This is a genomic window from Streptomyces bambusae (assembly GCF_019400985.1).
In the GTDB taxonomy this organism is placed as follows: domain Bacteria; phylum Actinomycetota; class Actinomycetes; order Streptomycetales; family Streptomycetaceae; genus Streptomyces; species Streptomyces bambusae_A.
In genome coordinates this window covers 1-15379 of the sequence record NZ_WTFF01000177.1, presented here as the reverse complement: position 1 = coordinate 15379, position 15379 = coordinate 1, and the positions used below count along the sequence as shown (strand labels likewise).

15 protein-coding genes are annotated in these 15379 nt (G+C 73.5%); 4 read left to right on the top strand and 11 right to left on the bottom strand.

Features of this window, described 5'->3' with window-relative positions; all coding sequences use genetic code 11:
- The coding region (locus tag GPJ59_RS22705; protein WP_258024769.1) for a dihydrolipoamide acetyltransferase family protein at window positions 1–845 on the top strand (845 nt) is incomplete at its 5' end.
- Here GPJ59_RS22705 and GPJ59_RS22700 read toward each other — a convergent pair.
- Entirely contained in the window at window positions 794–2047 is a 1254-nt protein-coding gene (locus tag GPJ59_RS22700) for an FAD-dependent monooxygenase (protein WP_219669222.1), read from the bottom strand. The genes GPJ59_RS22705 and GPJ59_RS22700 overlap by 52 nt on opposite strands.
- A 78-nt stretch (window positions 2048–2125) precedes the next feature.
- On the opposite strand from GPJ59_RS22700, the gene GPJ59_RS22695 reads away from it, so the two are divergent.
- The gene (locus GPJ59_RS22695; protein ID WP_219669213.1) at window positions 2126–2683 is read left to right on the top strand and encodes a TetR/AcrR family transcriptional regulator; all 558 of its coding nucleotides are present in this window, start codon (window positions 2126–2128) and stop codon (window positions 2681–2683) included.
- A 55-nt stretch (window positions 2684–2738) separates the two neighbouring features.
- On the opposite strand, the gene GPJ59_RS22690 is transcribed toward GPJ59_RS22695, so the two are convergent.
- The gene (locus GPJ59_RS22690; RefSeq protein ID WP_219669197.1) at window positions 2739–3725 is read right to left on the bottom strand and encodes an NAD(P)H-quinone oxidoreductase; all 987 of its coding nucleotides are present in this window, start codon (window positions 3723–3725) and stop codon (window positions 2739–2741) included.
- A 177-nt stretch (window positions 3726–3902) separates the two neighbouring features.
- Window positions 3903–4331, bottom strand: a complete 429-nt coding sequence (tnpA, locus tag GPJ59_RS22685; protein ID WP_219669195.1) for an IS200/IS605 family transposase — start codon at window positions 4329–4331, stop codon at window positions 3903–3905.
- A gap of 55 nt (window positions 4332–4386) precedes the next feature.
- Between tnpA and GPJ59_RS22680 the strand changes: the two genes are divergently transcribed.
- Complete coding sequence (locus GPJ59_RS22680) at window positions 4387–5673, top strand: RNA-guided endonuclease InsQ/TnpB family protein (protein WP_219669187.1); 1287 nt, start codon at window positions 4387–4389, stop codon at window positions 5671–5673.
- Window positions 5674–5679: 6 nt separating this feature from the next.
- Window positions 5680–6126 carry a MarR family winged helix-turn-helix transcriptional regulator gene (locus GPJ59_RS22675; protein ID WP_219669223.1) on the top strand — a complete coding sequence of 149 codons (447 nt, stop codon included), beginning with the start codon at window positions 5680–5682 and terminating at the stop codon, window positions 6124–6126.
- An 18-nt stretch (window positions 6127–6144) separates the two neighbouring features.
- Here GPJ59_RS22675 and GPJ59_RS22670 read toward each other — a convergent pair whose 3' ends face one another.
- From GPJ59_RS22670 to GPJ59_RS22635, 8 genes are all read right to left on the bottom strand, one after another.
- Entirely contained in the window at window positions 6145–7251 is a 1107-nt protein-coding gene (locus GPJ59_RS22670; protein ID WP_219669185.1) for a potassium channel family protein, read from the bottom strand.
- Entirely contained in the window at window positions 7239–8516 is a 1278-nt protein-coding gene (locus tag GPJ59_RS22665) for a molybdopterin molybdotransferase MoeA (RefSeq protein WP_219669175.1), read from the bottom strand. Before GPJ59_RS22665 ends, GPJ59_RS22670 begins: the two co-directional genes overlap by 13 nt.
- Entirely contained in the window at window positions 8513–9406 is an 894-nt protein-coding gene (locus tag GPJ59_RS22660) for an NTP transferase domain-containing protein (protein ID WP_219669173.1), read from the bottom strand. The genes GPJ59_RS22665 and GPJ59_RS22660 overlap by 4 nt, the downstream gene beginning before the upstream one ends.
- A gap of 273 nt (window positions 9407–9679) precedes the next feature.
- On the bottom strand, window positions 9680–10216 hold the full coding sequence (locus GPJ59_RS22655) for a bacterial proteasome activator family protein (RefSeq protein ID WP_219669170.1): 537 nt from the start codon (window positions 10214–10216) through the stop codon (window positions 9680–9682).
- Window positions 10217–10380: 164 nt separating this feature from the next.
- Complete coding sequence (locus GPJ59_RS22650) at window positions 10381–13233, bottom strand: FtsX-like permease family protein (RefSeq protein WP_219669169.1); 2853 nt, start codon at window positions 13231–13233, stop codon at window positions 10381–10383.
- On the bottom strand, window positions 13230–13988 hold the full coding sequence (locus tag GPJ59_RS22645; RefSeq protein ID WP_219669167.1) for an ABC transporter ATP-binding protein: 759 nt from the start codon (window positions 13986–13988) through the stop codon (window positions 13230–13232). Before GPJ59_RS22645 ends, GPJ59_RS22650 begins: the two co-directional genes overlap by 4 nt.
- A gap of 23 nt (window positions 13989–14011) precedes the next feature.
- On the bottom strand, window positions 14012–14770 hold the full coding sequence (locus tag GPJ59_RS22640) for a PadR family transcriptional regulator (protein ID WP_219669165.1): 759 nt from the start codon (window positions 14768–14770) through the stop codon (window positions 14012–14014).
- A gap of 41 nt (window positions 14771–14811) precedes the next feature.
- Window positions 14812–15195, bottom strand: a complete 384-nt coding sequence (locus GPJ59_RS22635) for a hypothetical protein (protein WP_219669163.1) — start codon at window positions 15193–15195, stop codon at window positions 14812–14814.
- Between the last annotated feature and the right edge of the window lie 184 nt (window positions 15196–15379).

Sequence of the window (15379 nt, the reverse complement as noted above, 5' to 3'; positions counted from 1 at the left end):
TTGTATTTTTTTTGACAAACCAGAAGACGGCATCGGAGTCCAGCCTCGGTCGCGGGGGCGCGGAGAGGTGTATAAGAGCCAGCCGCCGGGCCGACGTCGAGGCCGCCCTGCGGGCGCCCGCGCCGCAGCCGACGGCGACGGCCGCCGCCCCCGCCGCGGGCGAGCGCATCCCGCTCAAGGGCCTGCGCGGGGCGGTCGCGGACAAGCTCTCGCGCAGCCGGCGCGAGATCCCGGACGCCACGTGCTGGGTGGACGCCGATGCCACCGAGCTGATGGCGGCCCGGGCCGCGATGAATGCGGCCGGGGGGCCGAAGATCTCCGTGCTGGCGCTGCTGGCCCGGATATGCACGGCCGCCCTGGCCCGCTACCCGGAGCTCAACTCCACGGTGGACCTCGCGGCCAACGAGATCGTCCGGCTGCCCGGTGTGCACCTGGGCTTCGCGGCGCAGACCGAGCGGGGCCTGGTGGTCCCCGTGGTCCGCGACGCGCACACCATGAACCCGGAGGCGCTGACCGCCGAGTTCGCCCGGCTGACCGAGGTGGCGCGGGCCGGGCGGCTGACGCCCGCCGATCTCACGGGCGGGACGTTCACCCTCAACAACTACGGGGTGTTCGGGGTGGACGGGTCCACCCCGATCATCAACCACCCCGAGGCGGCCATGCTCGGCGTCGGCCGGATCGTCCCCAAGCCGTGGGTCCACCAGGGCGAGTTGGCGGTCCGCCAGGTGGTGCAGCTCTCGCTGACCTTCGACCACCGGGTGTGCGACGGCGGCACGGCCGGCGGGTTCCTGCGCTACGTCGCGGACTGCGTGGAGTCCCCGGCGGTGCTGCTGCGCTCGCTGTAGGAGCCGTACGGGACACCGGGACCGGCCCCGCCGGGCAGCTCCGGCGGGGTCCAGTCCGCGTGGCGCAGGATCGCGCGGACGGTGGCGGCCGAAGGGGCCAGCCGCAGCGCGGTGTTGCGTACGGCGAGGGCGAGCGGGTTGGCCAGCTGCTGGCCCAGCCGCCCGGCCCGCCGGGCGGCGAGGGCCACGGCCTGGGTCCTGGGCCGGCGCACGGCGTCGTAGCGTGCCAGCGCGGCGTCGATGTCCGGGCCGGCCGCCAGTTCGGCGGCCAGAGTGACCGCGTCCTCCAGGCCCTGGCAGGCCCCCTGGCCCAGGTTGGGGGTCATCGCGTGCGCCGCGTCCCCGATCAGGGCCACCCGGCCGGCGACGAAGCTCGGCAGGGGCTCGACCAGTTCGAGCATGTCGTGGTGCAGGACGTCCTCGGGGCGGGTAGCGGCCAGCAGTTCGCCGACCGACGGGTGCCAGGAGGCGAACCGGCGTCGCAGGACGTCCAGCGGTGCGGCGTGCCGGATGCCCGGCGGGGAGTTGAGGACGGCGTGCCATTCGGCGCGGCCGTCGCGCAGCAGGATGTGCCCGAACTCCGCGCCCGGACCCCAGAACAGCGTGAAGTCTCCCTCGGCGGCGACCGGCTCGGCCGTGATCGCGCGCAGCACCGTCGAGCCGCTGTAGGCGGGGCCCGGGTGCGCGGGGAAGAGGGACGAGCGGGTGCGGCTGCGCAGCCCGTCGGCGGCGACCACCAGGTCCGCCGGACGGCTCTCCGTACCGCAGTGGACCACGGCCCGCCGCCCCGGTCCGCCGGGCGCCGGGTCGGTGTCGATCCGGTCGGCGGTCCGTCCCACCAGCACGGCGGAGGCGGGCAGCGCGGCCCGCAGCAGCGCGTGCAGCTCGGCGCGCGCAATTCCGGTGATCGGGACGCCCACCGCCCGTTCCAGGGCCCTTCCGTCCATCCGGGACAGCCAGCGGCCGTCGGGGGTACGGGTGCCGCCCGAGTACTGGAAGCGGCCGGTCTGCCGTACGGCGGCGCCGACGCCGAGCGCGTCCAGTGCCCGGATGCCGTTGGCGTGCAGGGAGATTCCGGCGCCGGCATCTTCGAGGACGGCGGCGCGTTCCAGGACGGTCACCTCCCAGCCCGTCCGGTGCAGCCCGATCGCGGCCGCCAGACCGACGATCCCCGCGCCGACCACCACAGCCTTGCCGCCCATGGCGCCTCCGTTTCTACAGCTGTAGAAGACCAGTGGGCGCAGTGTACTCACCACCTTCTACAGGTGTAGAAAGAGGGGGTGAGTGAGGATCGACGAACCGTCCTGGCCGACGCGGCCATCGAGGTGCTGGCCGAGGCAGGGATGCGCGGGCTGACCCACCGCGCGGTGGACCGGGCGGCGGGGCTGCCGAACGGCACCACCTCGGCGTACTTCCGCACCCGGGCCGCCCTGCTGACCGCCCTCGTGCGGCGACTGGTGGCCCGGGACCAGGCCGAGCTCCAGGCGGCCGGCGAGGCCGCCCCGCCGCTGCGTACGGCGGACGAACTGACCGACGGCTTCGCCGCCCTGACCCGGCAGCGGCTGACGGGCGAGGGCCGGCGGCGCTCCCTGGCCCGCTACGCCTGCGCCGTGGAGTCTGTACGCGACCCGGAGCTGCGGGAGATCCTCGTGCCGCGCGACAACGCCGGCCGGGACGCCGTACGCGCCTTCCTCGCCGCGCACGGCGTCGCCGACCCCGACACCCGCACCCACACGCTGCTGGCCTGTGTGGACGGCCTGGTCCTGGACCACCTGCTCACGTCCACGCCGGTGCCCCGCGAGGCCCTGGAAGGCCTGGTGGCGGCCGCCCTGCGCTGACCGGACGCCGGGAAGCGGACGTCGGGAACCGGTGGTGGTCGGGAACCGGTGGTGGTCAGGAACCGGTGGTGGTCAGAAGGAGCTTCCCCACATGGGTGCTGGCCTCCATCACCCGGTGGGCCTCGGCGGCGTCGGACATCGGGAAGACCGCGTGGACCACCGGCCGGACCCGGCCCGCCTCGACCAGCGGCCACACGTGCTCGCGGACGGACGCCACGATCGCCGCCTTCTCCTCCAGCGGGCGGGCCCGCAGGGTCGTCGCGGTGACGGCCGCGCGCTTCGACAGCAGCGCGCCCAGGTTCACCTCGCCCTTGACCCCGCCCTGGAGGCCGATGATCGCCAGCCGCCCGTTCACGGCGAGCGCCGCGATGTTCCGGGCCAGGTACTTGGCGCCGATGATGTCCAGGATCACGTCCGCGCCCGCGCCGCCCGTGGCGGCCCGCAGCTCCTCCACGAAGTCCTGCTCGCGGTAGTCGATCAGGATGTCCGCGCCCAGCTCCTTGCAGCGGGCCAGCTTCTGCGGCCCGCCCGCCGTGACGGCCACCCGCGCGCCCACGGCCTTGGCGAGCTGGATCGCCATCGTCCCGATGCCGCTGGAGCCTCCGTGGACCAACAGGGTCTCGGCGGGCCGCAGATGGGCCACCATGAACACGTTGGACCACACCGTGCACGCGGCCTCCGGCAGGGCCGCCGCATCCACGAGGTCCATGCCGGCCGGCACCGGCAGCAGTTGCCCGGCGGGCACCGCCACCTTCTGCGCGTACCCGCCGCCCGTGAGCAGCGCGCACACCTCGTCGCCCACCGCCCAGCCCGAGACCCCCGGGCCCAGGGCGGAGATACGGCCGGAGCACTCCAGCCCCGGGTAGGGCGAGGTGCCGGGCGGGGGATCGTAGAAACCCTGTCGCTGGAGCACATCGGCCCGGTTGACACCCGCGGCCACAACCTCGACGAGGACCTCGCCGGGGCCCGCTTCCGGGTCCGGCACCGTGGTCCATGTGAGCGCTTCCGGCCCACCCGGCGCAGTGATGGTGATTGCCTTCATGGCCTCACGCTACTCACGAGAGGGCCCCGCCCATGCGCCACGGGGCTCCAGCGTACGGACGGGTCCCGACACACCTACCAATGATCTTGGCCAGTGCCCCCCGCCTTCAGGCGGGGGGTGTAGGCAATCTCAAGACTGCTCTGGCCTCGGCCTGGTGCACGGATCTGCGCTGCCGGGTTATACGGGGCGCCGCTGATTCTCGATGTACCGGCGTACGACGGTCAGCGGTGCCCCGCCGCAGCTTCCGGCGAAATACGAACGTGACCAGAAGTGGCCGTGCATGATGGCGCGGTTGACCTGCCCGGTGTACTCGGCCCGCAGGTAGCGGGAGGACACGCCCTTGAGGGAGTTGACGAGCTTGGAGAGCTGGACCTTCGGCGGGTAGTGCACAAGCAGGTGGACGTGATCACGTTCGCCGTTGAACTCCTTTAACTCCGCCTCGAAGTCCGTGCACACGTCGCGCATGATCTCCTCAGCCCGCGTCAGCATTTCGGGCGTGAACACACCGCGCCGATACTTCGTGACAAGCACCAAATGCGCGTGAAGGTTGTAGACGACGTGCGCTGACCTGCGAATATCCGGGGCCGCTTCCCATCGTGGTGACATGCACCAAGTGCAGTATATTCGGCGAACCGGCCAACGAGCGGATTGGGGAAGGAAGTTGAAGCAGCAGCGCGGCCACAAGGCCAAGCTCTATCTCACGCCCTCCCAGACGCTCACCGCCGATGACCAGGGGCACGCAGCCCGCACCATGTGGAACTGTCTGCACTCCTGGTGGACGATGCTCCCCAAGGGCAAGCGGAACCTCGCCGACGCCGACCAGGCGATCCGGCAGGGCCGCAAGGATCTCGACTTCCTTTCCGACCTTCCCGCCCAGGCTGCTCAGCAGGTCCTCAAGACGTATTTCCGGGCCTGGCAGAACTGCTGGGAAGGCCGGGCCGAAGCCCCGAACTTCAAGGCCCGCTTCCGCTCCCGCATGGCCATCGACATCCCGCAGGGCCGAGACCTCCAGATCGTCCGGGTGAACCGGCGTTGGGGTCGGATGTGGGCGCCGAAGATCGGCTTCGTGCGCTTCCGCTGGACCAAAGACCTGCCGGTCGGCAAGCGCGCCGACAAGAACAACAACGTCACCGGCGCCCGGCTCGTGAAGGAAGCAGACGGCTGGTACGTCGTCTTCCGCGTCCAGACCGAAGTACCCGAACCGGCCGAGCACGCCGGCCCCACGGTCGGCATCGACCGGGGCATCGCCAAGCCCCTCGCCCTCTCCGACGGCACCTTCCGCGAACACGGTCCTTGGCTCGCCAAGGGTGAGACGGAGCGGCTGCGCCGTCTGGAGAAGTCCAAGGAAGCAAAGCGCCAAGCCCGCAAGAAAGGCCCGCGCAAGAAGGGCGAGCGGGACGGCAAGCCGTCCAAGCGTCTCGCCCGCACGTACGGCCAGATCGCCCAGCTCCGCGCAAAAGCCAAGCGCAGGGCCGCCGACTGGCAGCACAAGGTCACCACCGAAATCACCGAGACCTTCTCGCGTATCGGGGTGGAAGACCTGGCCATCACCAACATGGTCAAGTCCGCCAAGGGCACTGTGGAAGCCCCTGGCAAGAACATCCGCCAGAAGGCCGGACTCAACCGCAGCATCGCCGGGGAGGCATGGGGCCGAACGGTCACCCTGCTGGAATACAAGGCCGCCGCCCGTGGCGGCCAGGTAGTGAAGGTGCCCGCGCCGAACACCTCCCGCAGGTGCTCAGCCTGCGGCTTCATCACCCCCGGCAGCCGGGAGACCCAGTCCCGCTTCGTCTGCAAGAACCCTGACTGCGGGTTCGAGTGCAACGCGGACACCAACGCAGGCCGCAACATCGACCACGCCGCCGGATCAGCGGTGTCAGGACGTGGAGACCTCGGGGCTACCCGGTCTGCGAAGCGTCAACCACCCACTCAGCCGCACGCGGCCTGAGAAGGGATTCCGCCCCGCTCACGGGGCGGAGGAGATCAATGGACGGGTGTTGCCTACGAGGCGACCATTGCGTACACCCGCGCCCGGCAGGCCGAGAATGGCTACACCCAGCCCCAGTTCTGGCTGCTGCGCAATCTGTCGGAGAACGACATCTCGCCCGACGGCGAGGGGATGACCGTGGCCGAGCTGCGGAAGGCCATGGCCTCCTACATCCGGCCCGAGGACGACCTGGCGGCGGAGGCCGAGGTGCTCATCGGGCGTGGCTGGCTGCGCCGGGACGCCGAGGACCGGCTGTGGCTCACCGAGGAGGGGGAGCAGGCCCGTGTCGACCTCGCGCGCAACGCCCCCGCGATCCGCGCCGCCCTCCACGAGGGGATCGACGACGCCGACTACGTCACCACGGTGAAGGTGCTCCAGCAGCTGATCCGTAATGCGGGCGGGGCGGCCGCCTGACGGACCGAGGGTCCCGGGTCAGCCGAGGGAGCCGCGGGGCGTGGGGGGTAGCGGCGGGGCGGTGGAGGCCGCGCGGACGATGGCGATCAGCCGGTCGGTCGCCTGGAGGGGGCTCGCGTGGGGATCGTCGTACGGGAGGAGCCGGTGGCCGCGCAGCACGCTGACCACCAGGTCGTCGGTCTCGCGGACCCCCTTGCCGACCTCGGCCTTGGTGACGGGGCGCTCCAGCAGGTCGAGTCCGCTGCCCTGCTGGATCAGGTCCTCCATCACCGTGCCCGCGCTCGGGCTCAGTACCGACAGGCCCAGCAGCCGGCCGGCCGCGCTCGCGCTCGTGATGACCGCGTCCGCGCCCGACTGGCGCAGCAGCGGCGCGTTCTCCTCCTCGCGGACCGCCGCGACGATCTTCGCCCCGCGGTTGAGCTGGCGCGCCGTCAGGGTCACCAGGACCGCCGTGTCGTCGCGCTGGGTGGCGATGATGATCTGACGGGCCCTCTGGAGCTCGGCGCGCAGCAGTACGTCCGAGCGGGTCGCGTCGCCCACCACCCCGGTGTAGCCCTCGGCGGTCGCCGCGTCGATCACCTTGGACGAGGGGTCCACGACGACCACCCGCTCCTTGTCGAGGCCCGTGGCCAGCAGGGTCAGCAGGGCGGAGCGGCCCTTGGTGCCGAAACCGACGACGACCGTGTGGTCGCGCACGTTCTTCCTCCAGCGGTTCAGCCGCCACTCCTCCCGGGTCCGCTCGGTGAGGACCTCAAGAGTGGTGCCGACCAGGATGATCAGGAACAGCACCCGCAGGGGGGTGATGAGCAGGATGTTGACCACGCGCGCGCTGTCGCTGTGCGGGACGATGTCGCCGTACCCGGTCGTCGAGAGGGTCACGGTCGCGTAGTAGACGGAGTCGAGCAGGTCGACCGACCCGTCGGCGTTGTCGTGGTAGCCCTCGCGGTCGAGGTAGACGAGCAGCACCGTCAGGAACATCACGAACAAGGCCATCAACAGCCGTTTGCCGACCTGGCGCAGGGGCGCCTCCACCACACGGCGGGGAAGTATCACCCGCCGGGTGACGAGTTTTTCGTCGGCCTCCCGGGCCATCGCGTCCTCGCCGTGGAGTTTCACGTGAAACATCCTCCCGCGGACCAGGGCAGCTCCAGAATCTCCAGTTCCTGCCCGTCCTTGGCGCCGTGCGGCGGTACGACGGCCAGTGCGTCGGCGGCCGCGATGCCGCGCAGCATCGCAGGCCCGCTGAAGCGCAGGGGCACGGCCTCCTCGGAGGTCAGCACGACCGGGACGAGGCGGGTGTCGTACGGGTGCCCGGACACGGCGCCGCGCACGGGCGCGGTCCAGCGGGGCCGGGGGGCCCGTCCCGCCAGACCGCGCAACAGCGGCTCGGCGAGGGTGAGCAGGCCGGAGACGGCGGCCAGCGGATTGCCCGGCAGCCCGACGAGGTGCCGGGCGCCGCTGTCGAGCCGGGCCAGCAGCATGGGGTGGCCGGGGCGTACGGCGACCCCGTCGACGAGCAGTTCGGCGCCGGCCCGGGACAGCACGGGGTGGACGTGGTCCACGGGGCCGGAGGCGGTGCCGCCGGTGGTGACGACGACGTCGGCGGCGGAACCGGTGACGGCCCGCAGGAGCGCCTCGACCCCCTCGGCGTCGTCGCCCAGCCGACGGGTGCCGGTGACGTCGGCGCCCATGCGGTCCAGCCACGGGCCGAGCATGGGGGAGAGGGCGTCGCGGATCAGGCCGTCGTGCGGTCGGCCCTCGGTGAGCAGTTCGTCGCCCAGGACCAGGACCTCGACGCGGGGCCGCGGCCGGGTGAGCAGCTCGTCGTAGCCGGCGGCCGCGGCGAGGCCCAGCACGGCGGGGGTGACCCCGCTGCCGGCGGGCAGTAGCTGGTCGCCGGAGCGGCACTCCTGGCCGCGCAGGCGGATGTCCTGGCCGGTGACGACGTCCCGGTCGGCGTACAGCTGGCCGTGGGCCTCGCGGGAATGCTCGCTGCGGATCACGGCGGTGGTGTCGGCAGGGATCCGGGCGCCGGTGGCGATCCGGACGGCCTCGCCGTCGGCGAGCGGGTCGGGGCGCTCGGCACCGGCCAGCACGTCGGCGCCGGGGCGCACCGTCCAGGGCCCCGGACCGGAGACGGCCCAACCGTCCATGGCGGAGGTGTCGAAGGACGGCAGGTCGGTGAGCGCCTCCAGCGGCACGGCGAGCACCTCGCCGAGGGCCTCGGCCAGGGGCACCCGGTGGGTGCGGGGGCGGGTGGCCGCTCCGGCGCGGGCGGCGATCTCCCGGGCCCGGCTCCAGGCGGCGGCCCGGTGGCCGCCGGTGTCGGGGTTGCGCGCGACCAGCGCCAGGGCCTCGTCCACGGCCCGCTCCGCGTCGGAGGCGGTCATGGCGACCCGCTCCCCGCCGCGTCGCCGGGCCGCCCCTCGGAGGTGGCCCCGGGGCCCTGCTCGGCCTCCGCGGCCCAGCGCAGCGCCAGCTCGGAGGCCTTGCGGGAGGCCTCGGAGACCGCTCGGGCCGGATCGGCGCCCTCGGCCGCGGCGCGGGCGGCCGCGTACCCGACCAGGAAGGTGGTCAGCGGTGCGGCGGGGCGGGCGACGCCGTGGGCGGCGTCACGGGCCAGGTCGAGCAGGGTCTTGGTGTCGACGTCGAGGTCGATGCCCAGCTCGTTCTTGACAGTGGTGATCCATTCGTCCAGCACGCTCCCATGGTCCCTGATCCGGGCCCGGGCGACCGCGAGGTCCTCCCAGGTGTCGCAGTCGAAGGAGGCCAGGGGGGAGGCGTCGAGGCGGGCGAGCTCCAGCTCGGCGGTCAGGGCGCGCAGCGGCAGGCCGTGCAGGGTGCCGTGTTCGGCGGCGAGCAGGGCCAGTTCGCGGCGCAGCGGCTCGGACCGGTACGCGGCGACCAGGGGCTGGTCGCGGCCGTCGGGGTCGCGCAGCAGCGTGCCCTCGGGGCCGGGCCCGGCGAGCAGACCCCGTACGGTCGCGGGGTCCAGGAACGGCAGGTCGGCGGAGAGGACGAGGACCACGTCGGCGCTCGTCAGCCGCAGGCCGGCGTGCAGGGCGGCGAGCGGTCCGCCGCCGGGCGGATCCTCCAGGGCCCACGTCACGGGCCGTGCGGTGGCCCGCCGGCCCCCGACGACCACGGTCCGCCCGGCGTCGGCGCAGGCATCGAGCACCCGGTCGAGCAGGGCCCGGCCGCCCACCCGGAGCCCGGGCTTGTCGGCGCCGCCGAGCCGCCGGGCCGCGCCGCCGGCCAGCACGATCGCGTCGTAGGTCATGACACGAGTATGCGGGGACCGTGTTTCCGGCTGATGGCGGGCTCTCGCCGTGACCGCCGGCACCCGTGTGAGCAGCGGGTTCGCCGAAGCGCCCTGGTCCTCGGCGGGTACGGCGGTCTCCGCGGGTCCGGCGTCCTGCGCGGGTACGGCGCTCTCCGCGGGTACGGCGTCCTCCGCAGGCACGGCGGTCCTCCGCGGGTACGGCGGTCCTCCGCGGGTACAGCGGCGGCCCGGAACCGGGAGCCGGTTCCGGGCCGCCGCGCGCGGAGGTCCTTACAGGTACGGGCCGGAGCGGATCGCGCCGTGGGGGCCGTCGTCCTCGTCGTGGGGGGCGCCGGGCGGGAGGGCCCGGCGCATCTGCTCCAGCTGCGCCCGCGCGGCCATCTGCTGCGCGAACAGGGCGGTCTGGATGCCGTGGAACAGGCCTTCCAGCCAGCCCACCAACTGGGCCTGTGCGATCCGCAGTTCCGCCTCGGACGGGATCGCCTCGTCGGTGAACGGCAGCGACAGGCGCTCCAGTTCCTCCACCAGCTCGGGTGCGAGGCCGTCCTCCAGCTCCTTCACCGAGGAGGCGTGGATGTCCTTCAGGCGGACCCGGCTGGCCTCGTCCAGAGGAGCGGCACGGACTTCTTCCAGAAGTTGCTTGATCATGCTGCCGATGCGCATGACCTTGGCGGGCTGTTCGACCATTTCCGTCACCGGGACCTCGCGCGACTCGTCATCGGCGCCGCCGACCGCCGTCCCGTCCTGTCCCACGATCAGGACGTGCGGGGGACTGTCCTGCGACCGTTCACTCCTCGGCATCTCCATGCCGCCATTCTCTCGCACACCTTCGCTCTCACACGGTGTGCCCCCGTACGGGTGTGATCCACCCTGTACGGGGGCACGGACCGGGCCGCATGCTCCGGAACGCCGGTGCGCGGTACCGCAACGGCCGTGCGCGGCACCGGTACGCCCCGTCAGCCCGCCGCCGGTCAGCCCGCCGCCCGTCGGGCCACCGCGCCGCCGGATCGGGTGACCAGGGCCGCCAGCAGCGCCGCGCCCAGCGGCACGGCGACGATCAGGACGGCGAGGGTCTCCCACGGCACGACCACCGGCACGTACGGCGTGGCCGTGTCGCGGAAGCCGAAGAAGCTTGCTTCCCGGTACATGCGGGCCTGTTCGCGCCGCTCCGCCAGCCGCAGCCCGATCCCGGGCAGCAGCCCGGCCGCCGAGCCCAGCACCACGCCCATCGCGGCGACCACACCGCACTGGAAGCCGCTGAGCGTGCGCCGCAGCCGCGGGGCCGCGCCGACCGCCGACAGCGTCTTCAGGTCGGCCTCGGCGTCGGCCTGGGCCAGGCCCGTGGCGATTCCCGCCGCGCCGACGGTGACGAGGCCCGCGAAGACGGAGAGGACCAGCAGGAACATTCCTTCGCCGCCCTGGAAGCCCTCCTCGACGTACAAGGCGGCGTCCACGCCCATCCAGTCGAGCTCGCCGTTCAGCCGCTGGCGCTGCTCGCTGCTCGCCTTGCCGTCGAGCGTGAAGTACGAGCCGTACGCGACGGTGGTCAGCCCCGCGGCCTTGGTGGCCGCGGGCGGCAGGACCAGCCGGAACCCGTAGGCCTCGGCGCCGGCCGGGGCCTGGTGGACGGCGAACACCTTGTCCTGGCCGGGCGGGTCCTCGCCGCGCTCCTCGGCCTCCCTGGCCTTCTCGCTGTCGGTGACCAGGCGCAGCGTCACCTTGCCGTCCTTGACCGGGCGCGGGTCGAAGGAGACGGCCTGCCCGGCCTTGAGCGCCTGGACGGTGCCGGGGTCGGTGACGGCCAGCGCCTTCAGCAGCGTCTCGTCGGCCACGACGGTGCTGTACTCGACGTAGCGCGAACTCTCCGCGCAGCGCCAGTCCTTGGCCAGCGCCCGGGCCTGGTCGCGGCCGATCTCCTGGGCCTGCGGGCCGGACAGCGGGCACTGCCGGTCCTTCGGGACCAGGACCTCGACCAGGCCGCAGCCGGCCTCGATCGAGTACTGGTTGCAGTCGGGCTTGCCCACGACGATCCGCTCCAGGTCGGCCCGCACGGCGACCGGGAGGTCCCGGCTCAGGGCCTCGCGCACGGCCGGCACCTCCCGCCAGCCGCCCTCCTCGTTGAGGACCAGCTTCCCGGTCCCGTCCGGCAGTTGGGAGACGTACCGGTGGCGTTCCTCGGCCTCGCGGCTCTGGTCGTACGTCGCCACCGCGACCGTGCCGGCGACGGCGGCGAGTACGGCGGCGACGGCCGGAGCCGTACGCCCCCGGTTGCGCACCGCGTCGCGCAGCGCGAGCCGCGGTGCCAGGGGCAGCCAGCGCCCGGCCCGGCCGAACAGGCCGACCAGGACGGGGGTGAGCGCGACGATGCCCAGCTCGGCCAGGGCGCTGCCGCCGGCGACGACCACGACACCGAGCTCCGACACCGAACCGAACAGGGCGATCGCGCCGCCCAGGCCGATCGCGACCAGGCCCAGGACCGGCAGGACCCGGCCCGCCCGGCGCACGCCGCGCCGCCCGGTGAGGGAGGCGAGCACGGTCTGCCGGGAGGCGGTGACCGCCGGGGCGACCGCCGCGAGCAGGCCGGTGAGCACGGCCAGCGCGGCGATCCCGAGGAGTTCCAGGGGGCGGACGTCGAAGTCGCCGAAGCGGGTGCCGAGCTGCTGCTCCAGGACCGGCTGGAGGGCGAGGGTCAGCGTGAGGCCGAGGGCGATGCCGACCACGGCGGCCGCGGCGCCGATGACGATGCCGCCGGAGAGCACGATGGCCCGGATGTGCCGGCGGTCGCCGCCGTTGGCGCCGACCAGGCCGAGCTGGCGGCGCGAGCGGCGGGCGCCGACGGCGAAGGCGGGACCGGCCAGCAGGCAGATCTCCAGCATGGCGAGGCCGACGACGGTGACGAGCGCGGCCAGCTCGGTGGCGCGGCTAGGGAACACCTCGGAGCCGCTGCCGCCCTGCTTGCGGAAGAGCGGAACCTCGGAGTTCGGCGGCGGGTTCAGCAGCACCGCCTTGGACACCACCACAAGGCCCTTGGCATTGGCCTGCTGGACCATGTTCCACGTGAAACCTTCGCGGCCGCCGACCGTGACGAACCAGCTGTCCTCGACGGCCACGCCGCGCATCCCGGCGGCCTGGAGGGCCTGGTCGAGCGGGGCCAGCAGGGTCCCGGGCGGGGCCAGCAGCTCGGACGTGCGCAGCTCGTCGGGCTTCTCGTAGGCGCCGACGATCGTGTACGGGGTCGTGGAGCCGCGCGGGGTGACGCTGGAGCCGACGTGGAGGCCGGACTCCTCCAGGAAGGCCTCGGTCGCGATGAGCTCGCCGTGCCGCTCGGGCAGTTGGCCGCGGTCGAGGGTGAACAGGCCGCGCACCATCGGCTGCGCGGTGTCCAGCTCCCGGGCCTGCACCTCCAGCAGGCCGTACGGGGTGCGGACGCGGATGTGGGCCTTGCTCTCCTGGACGAGCTCGGCGTCGGCCGGGAGCACCGCCTTCAGGGCCCCGGCGGTGGCGTCGCGGGTGTTGCCGCGGCTCGGCGGGAGGCGCAGGTCCTTGTCGTCCGCGGCCGGTGCCCAGCCGACGCCCTTGGGGTGCTGGAGGATCGGGCCGCCGAGGCCGGCATTCTCCACCTGCGCGTCCGCGGCGCCCAGTTTGCGCTGGGCCTGCTGTTCGGCGGAGAGTTCGGCGCTGCGCGCCGTCAGATCGGCGGCGCTGACGCCCGCGATGGGCAGGGCGATCATCGCGAGGACGAGGGCGCTGCGGCCCTTGGCGCGCCAGGCGTCGCGGCGGGCGATGCGCAGGGCGGCGACCCAGGAGTGGTACCAGGACTTCACCGGTCGGCCACCTGGCCGGAGAACAGCGAGTCGGGCTGTGCACGCAGGGTCTCGTCGACGACGCTGCCGTCGCGCAGGAAGACCACACGGTCGGCCCAGGCCGCGAAGCGCGGCTCGTGGGTGACCAGGACCCCGGCGGCTCCGGCGTCGCAGCGCGCGCGGAGCAGGGCGAGGACGGACTCGCCGGTCTCGGAGTCCAGGGCGCCGGTCGGCTCGTCGGCCAGTACCAGGCGGCGGTCGCCGACCAACGCGCGGGCTATGGCCACGCGCTGCTGCTGGCCGCCGGACATCTCGTCGGGGAAGCGGTCGGCGACCTGGGGCAGGCCCATCTCCTCCAGGGCGGTGAGGGCCGCGACGCGGGCCTTGCGGGCGGAGGTGCCGTCCAGTTCGAGCGGCAGGGCCACGTTCTCGGCGGCGGTGAGCGCCGGGATGAGGTTGTAGTCCTGGAAGACGTAGCCGATGCTGCGGCGGCGCAGCGCCGCGAGCTGCGCTCGGCTCGCGCGGGTGATGTCGGTGCCCTCGACGATCACCTGGCCGCTGGTCGGGGTGTCGAGCCCGCCGGCGAGGGTGAGCAGCGTGGACTTGCCGGAGCCGGACGGGCCCATGACGGCGACGAGTTCGCCGGGGTACACGTCGAGGTCGACCCCGCGCAGGGCGTGCACCTCGGTGGCGCCGCTGCCGTGGACGCGGGTCAGCTGCTTCAGTTGCAGCACGGGCTGCCGGCCTTGCGCCTGGCCGGGTATGTGGTCGGACATGTGTCGGTCCCCTGAGAGGTGGATCAGTCGCGGAGGGAGCGGAAGCGGGATCGGGTGCGGGAGCGGGATTGCGGGGCAGCCGGGCCGGCCGGGGCACCCGGGCCGGCCTGGGCGGCCGGCCGGGCGGCGGGTTCACAGGCCGACGGGTCGGTTGACGGGTCGGCGGACGGGTCAGCCGGTGGGCCGGTCGACGGATCGGCCGACGGGGTGGCCGGCGCGGCGGACTGCCGGTCGGCCAGGGACGCGAGCCGGACCAGTCGGGACTCGCAGTGGTCGAGCCAGCGGGCCTCGGCCTCGGTCTGGAAGATCAGCTGTTCCAGGACCAGGAGCCAGGCCACGTCGTCGCGTTCGCGGGAGCGGCCGCTCTCGACGGCGGCCAGGGCCTGTGCCTTGAGCCGCGTGTAGTCCTGCATGGCCTTGATCGTGTGGTGGCGCTGGGCCTGGACGACCGCGCGGATGTCCACGCCGGAGGCGCCCACGGCCATGGCGAGCTTGATCGCGAGCTCGTCGCGGGGCGGGTCGGTGCGGTCGACGGGCCGGCCGTACCAGGCGGTGAGCTCGCTGCGGCCGGCGTCGGTGATGGCGTAGAGCGCGTGCCCGGCGGAGTCCTCCCCGTCGGGGACCACCAGTCCGTCGCGCTCCAGCCGGGCGAGCGTCGTGTAGACCTGCCCGACGTTCAGCGGCCAGGTGGAGCCGGTCCGGGTCTCGAACTCGGTGCGCAGTTGGGAGCCGTACCGCGGGCCCCGTTCCAGCAGGGCGAGCAGCCCGTGGCGAATCGACATACTCAGTATGTATACCGAGTATGCTCACCGCCGCAAGCAGCTCAGTCGCGGCGCAGCCGCACGCCGAGGTAGCCCAGGCCCAGTCCCATCAGGGCGAATCCGGTGCCCAGCGGCAGCAGGTGGGCGGCCAGGTCGGCGGCCCGCTCGTTCGGCTCGGTGCCCAGCGCGGCGATCGGGGCCGGCGGCGGCGTGGCGGTGGCTTCGGCGGCCTCGGTGGCCGCGGGCGGCGGCGGGCGCGGTGCCGAGGACGGCGGCCAGTTCGGAGACGGCGAGCCGGTGGCGGACGGCCAGTTCCAGGGCCTCCCGCTGCTCGGGGGTGGTCCCGGCGGCCTCGGGCCAGGCCAGCCGGGCCAGCTCGGTCCGGCGGTACGCGTTGACGTCGAGGCCGTCGAGGCCGTCGGAGCGGGGGACGCCGGCGCTGGCACCAGGTTCGCCGGGGGCGCCGGAGGGGGCGGTGGTGGCTGACGGGGCGGGGGTTGGATCGTATACACATCTGACGCTGCCGCCGATCTTACGCGCGCGGATCAGTCAGTACGCAGCGCGGCTAGTGCAACGAAAAGTAGGGTAGGAAGTAATATGGTGAGGCGCGAGCGGGTGGCGGAAACGTGG

What these genes read in the sequence shown, in the direction of transcription:
- GPJ59_RS22660 (WP_219669173.1), bottom strand. Translation starts at nt 9,406, where the DNA reads ATGACCTACGACGCGATCGTGCTGGCCGGCGGCGCGGCCCGGCGGCTC.
- GPJ59_RS22655 (WP_219669170.1), bottom strand. Translation starts at nt 10,216, where the DNA reads ATGGAGATGCCGAGGAGTGAACGGTCGCAGGACAGTCCCCCGCACGTC.
- GPJ59_RS22665 (WP_219669175.1), bottom strand. Translation starts at nt 8,516, where the DNA reads ATGACCGCCTCCGACGCGGAGCGGGCCGTGGACGAGGCCCTGGCGCTG.
- tnpA (WP_219669195.1), bottom strand. Translation starts at nt 4,331, where the DNA reads ATGTCACCACGATGGGAAGCGGCCCCGGATATTCGCAGGTCAGCGCAC.
- GPJ59_RS22645 (WP_219669167.1), bottom strand. Translation starts at nt 13,988, where the DNA reads ATGTCCGACCACATACCCGGCCAGGCGCAAGGCCGGCAGCCCGTGCTG.
- GPJ59_RS22700 (WP_219669222.1), bottom strand. Translation starts at nt 2,047, where the DNA reads ATGGGCGGCAAGGCTGTGGTGGTCGGCGCGGGGATCGTCGGTCTGGCG.
- GPJ59_RS22690 (WP_219669197.1), bottom strand. Translation starts at nt 3,725, where the DNA reads ATGAAGGCAATCACCATCACTGCGCCGGGTGGGCCGGAAGCGCTCACA.
- GPJ59_RS22670 (WP_219669185.1), bottom strand. Translation starts at nt 7,251, where the DNA reads ATGTTTCACGTGAAACTCCACGGCGAGGACGCGATGGCCCGGGAGGCC.
- GPJ59_RS22640 (WP_219669165.1), bottom strand. Translation starts at nt 14,770, where the DNA reads ATGTCGATTCGCCACGGGCTGCTCGCCCTGCTGGAACGGGGCCCGCGG.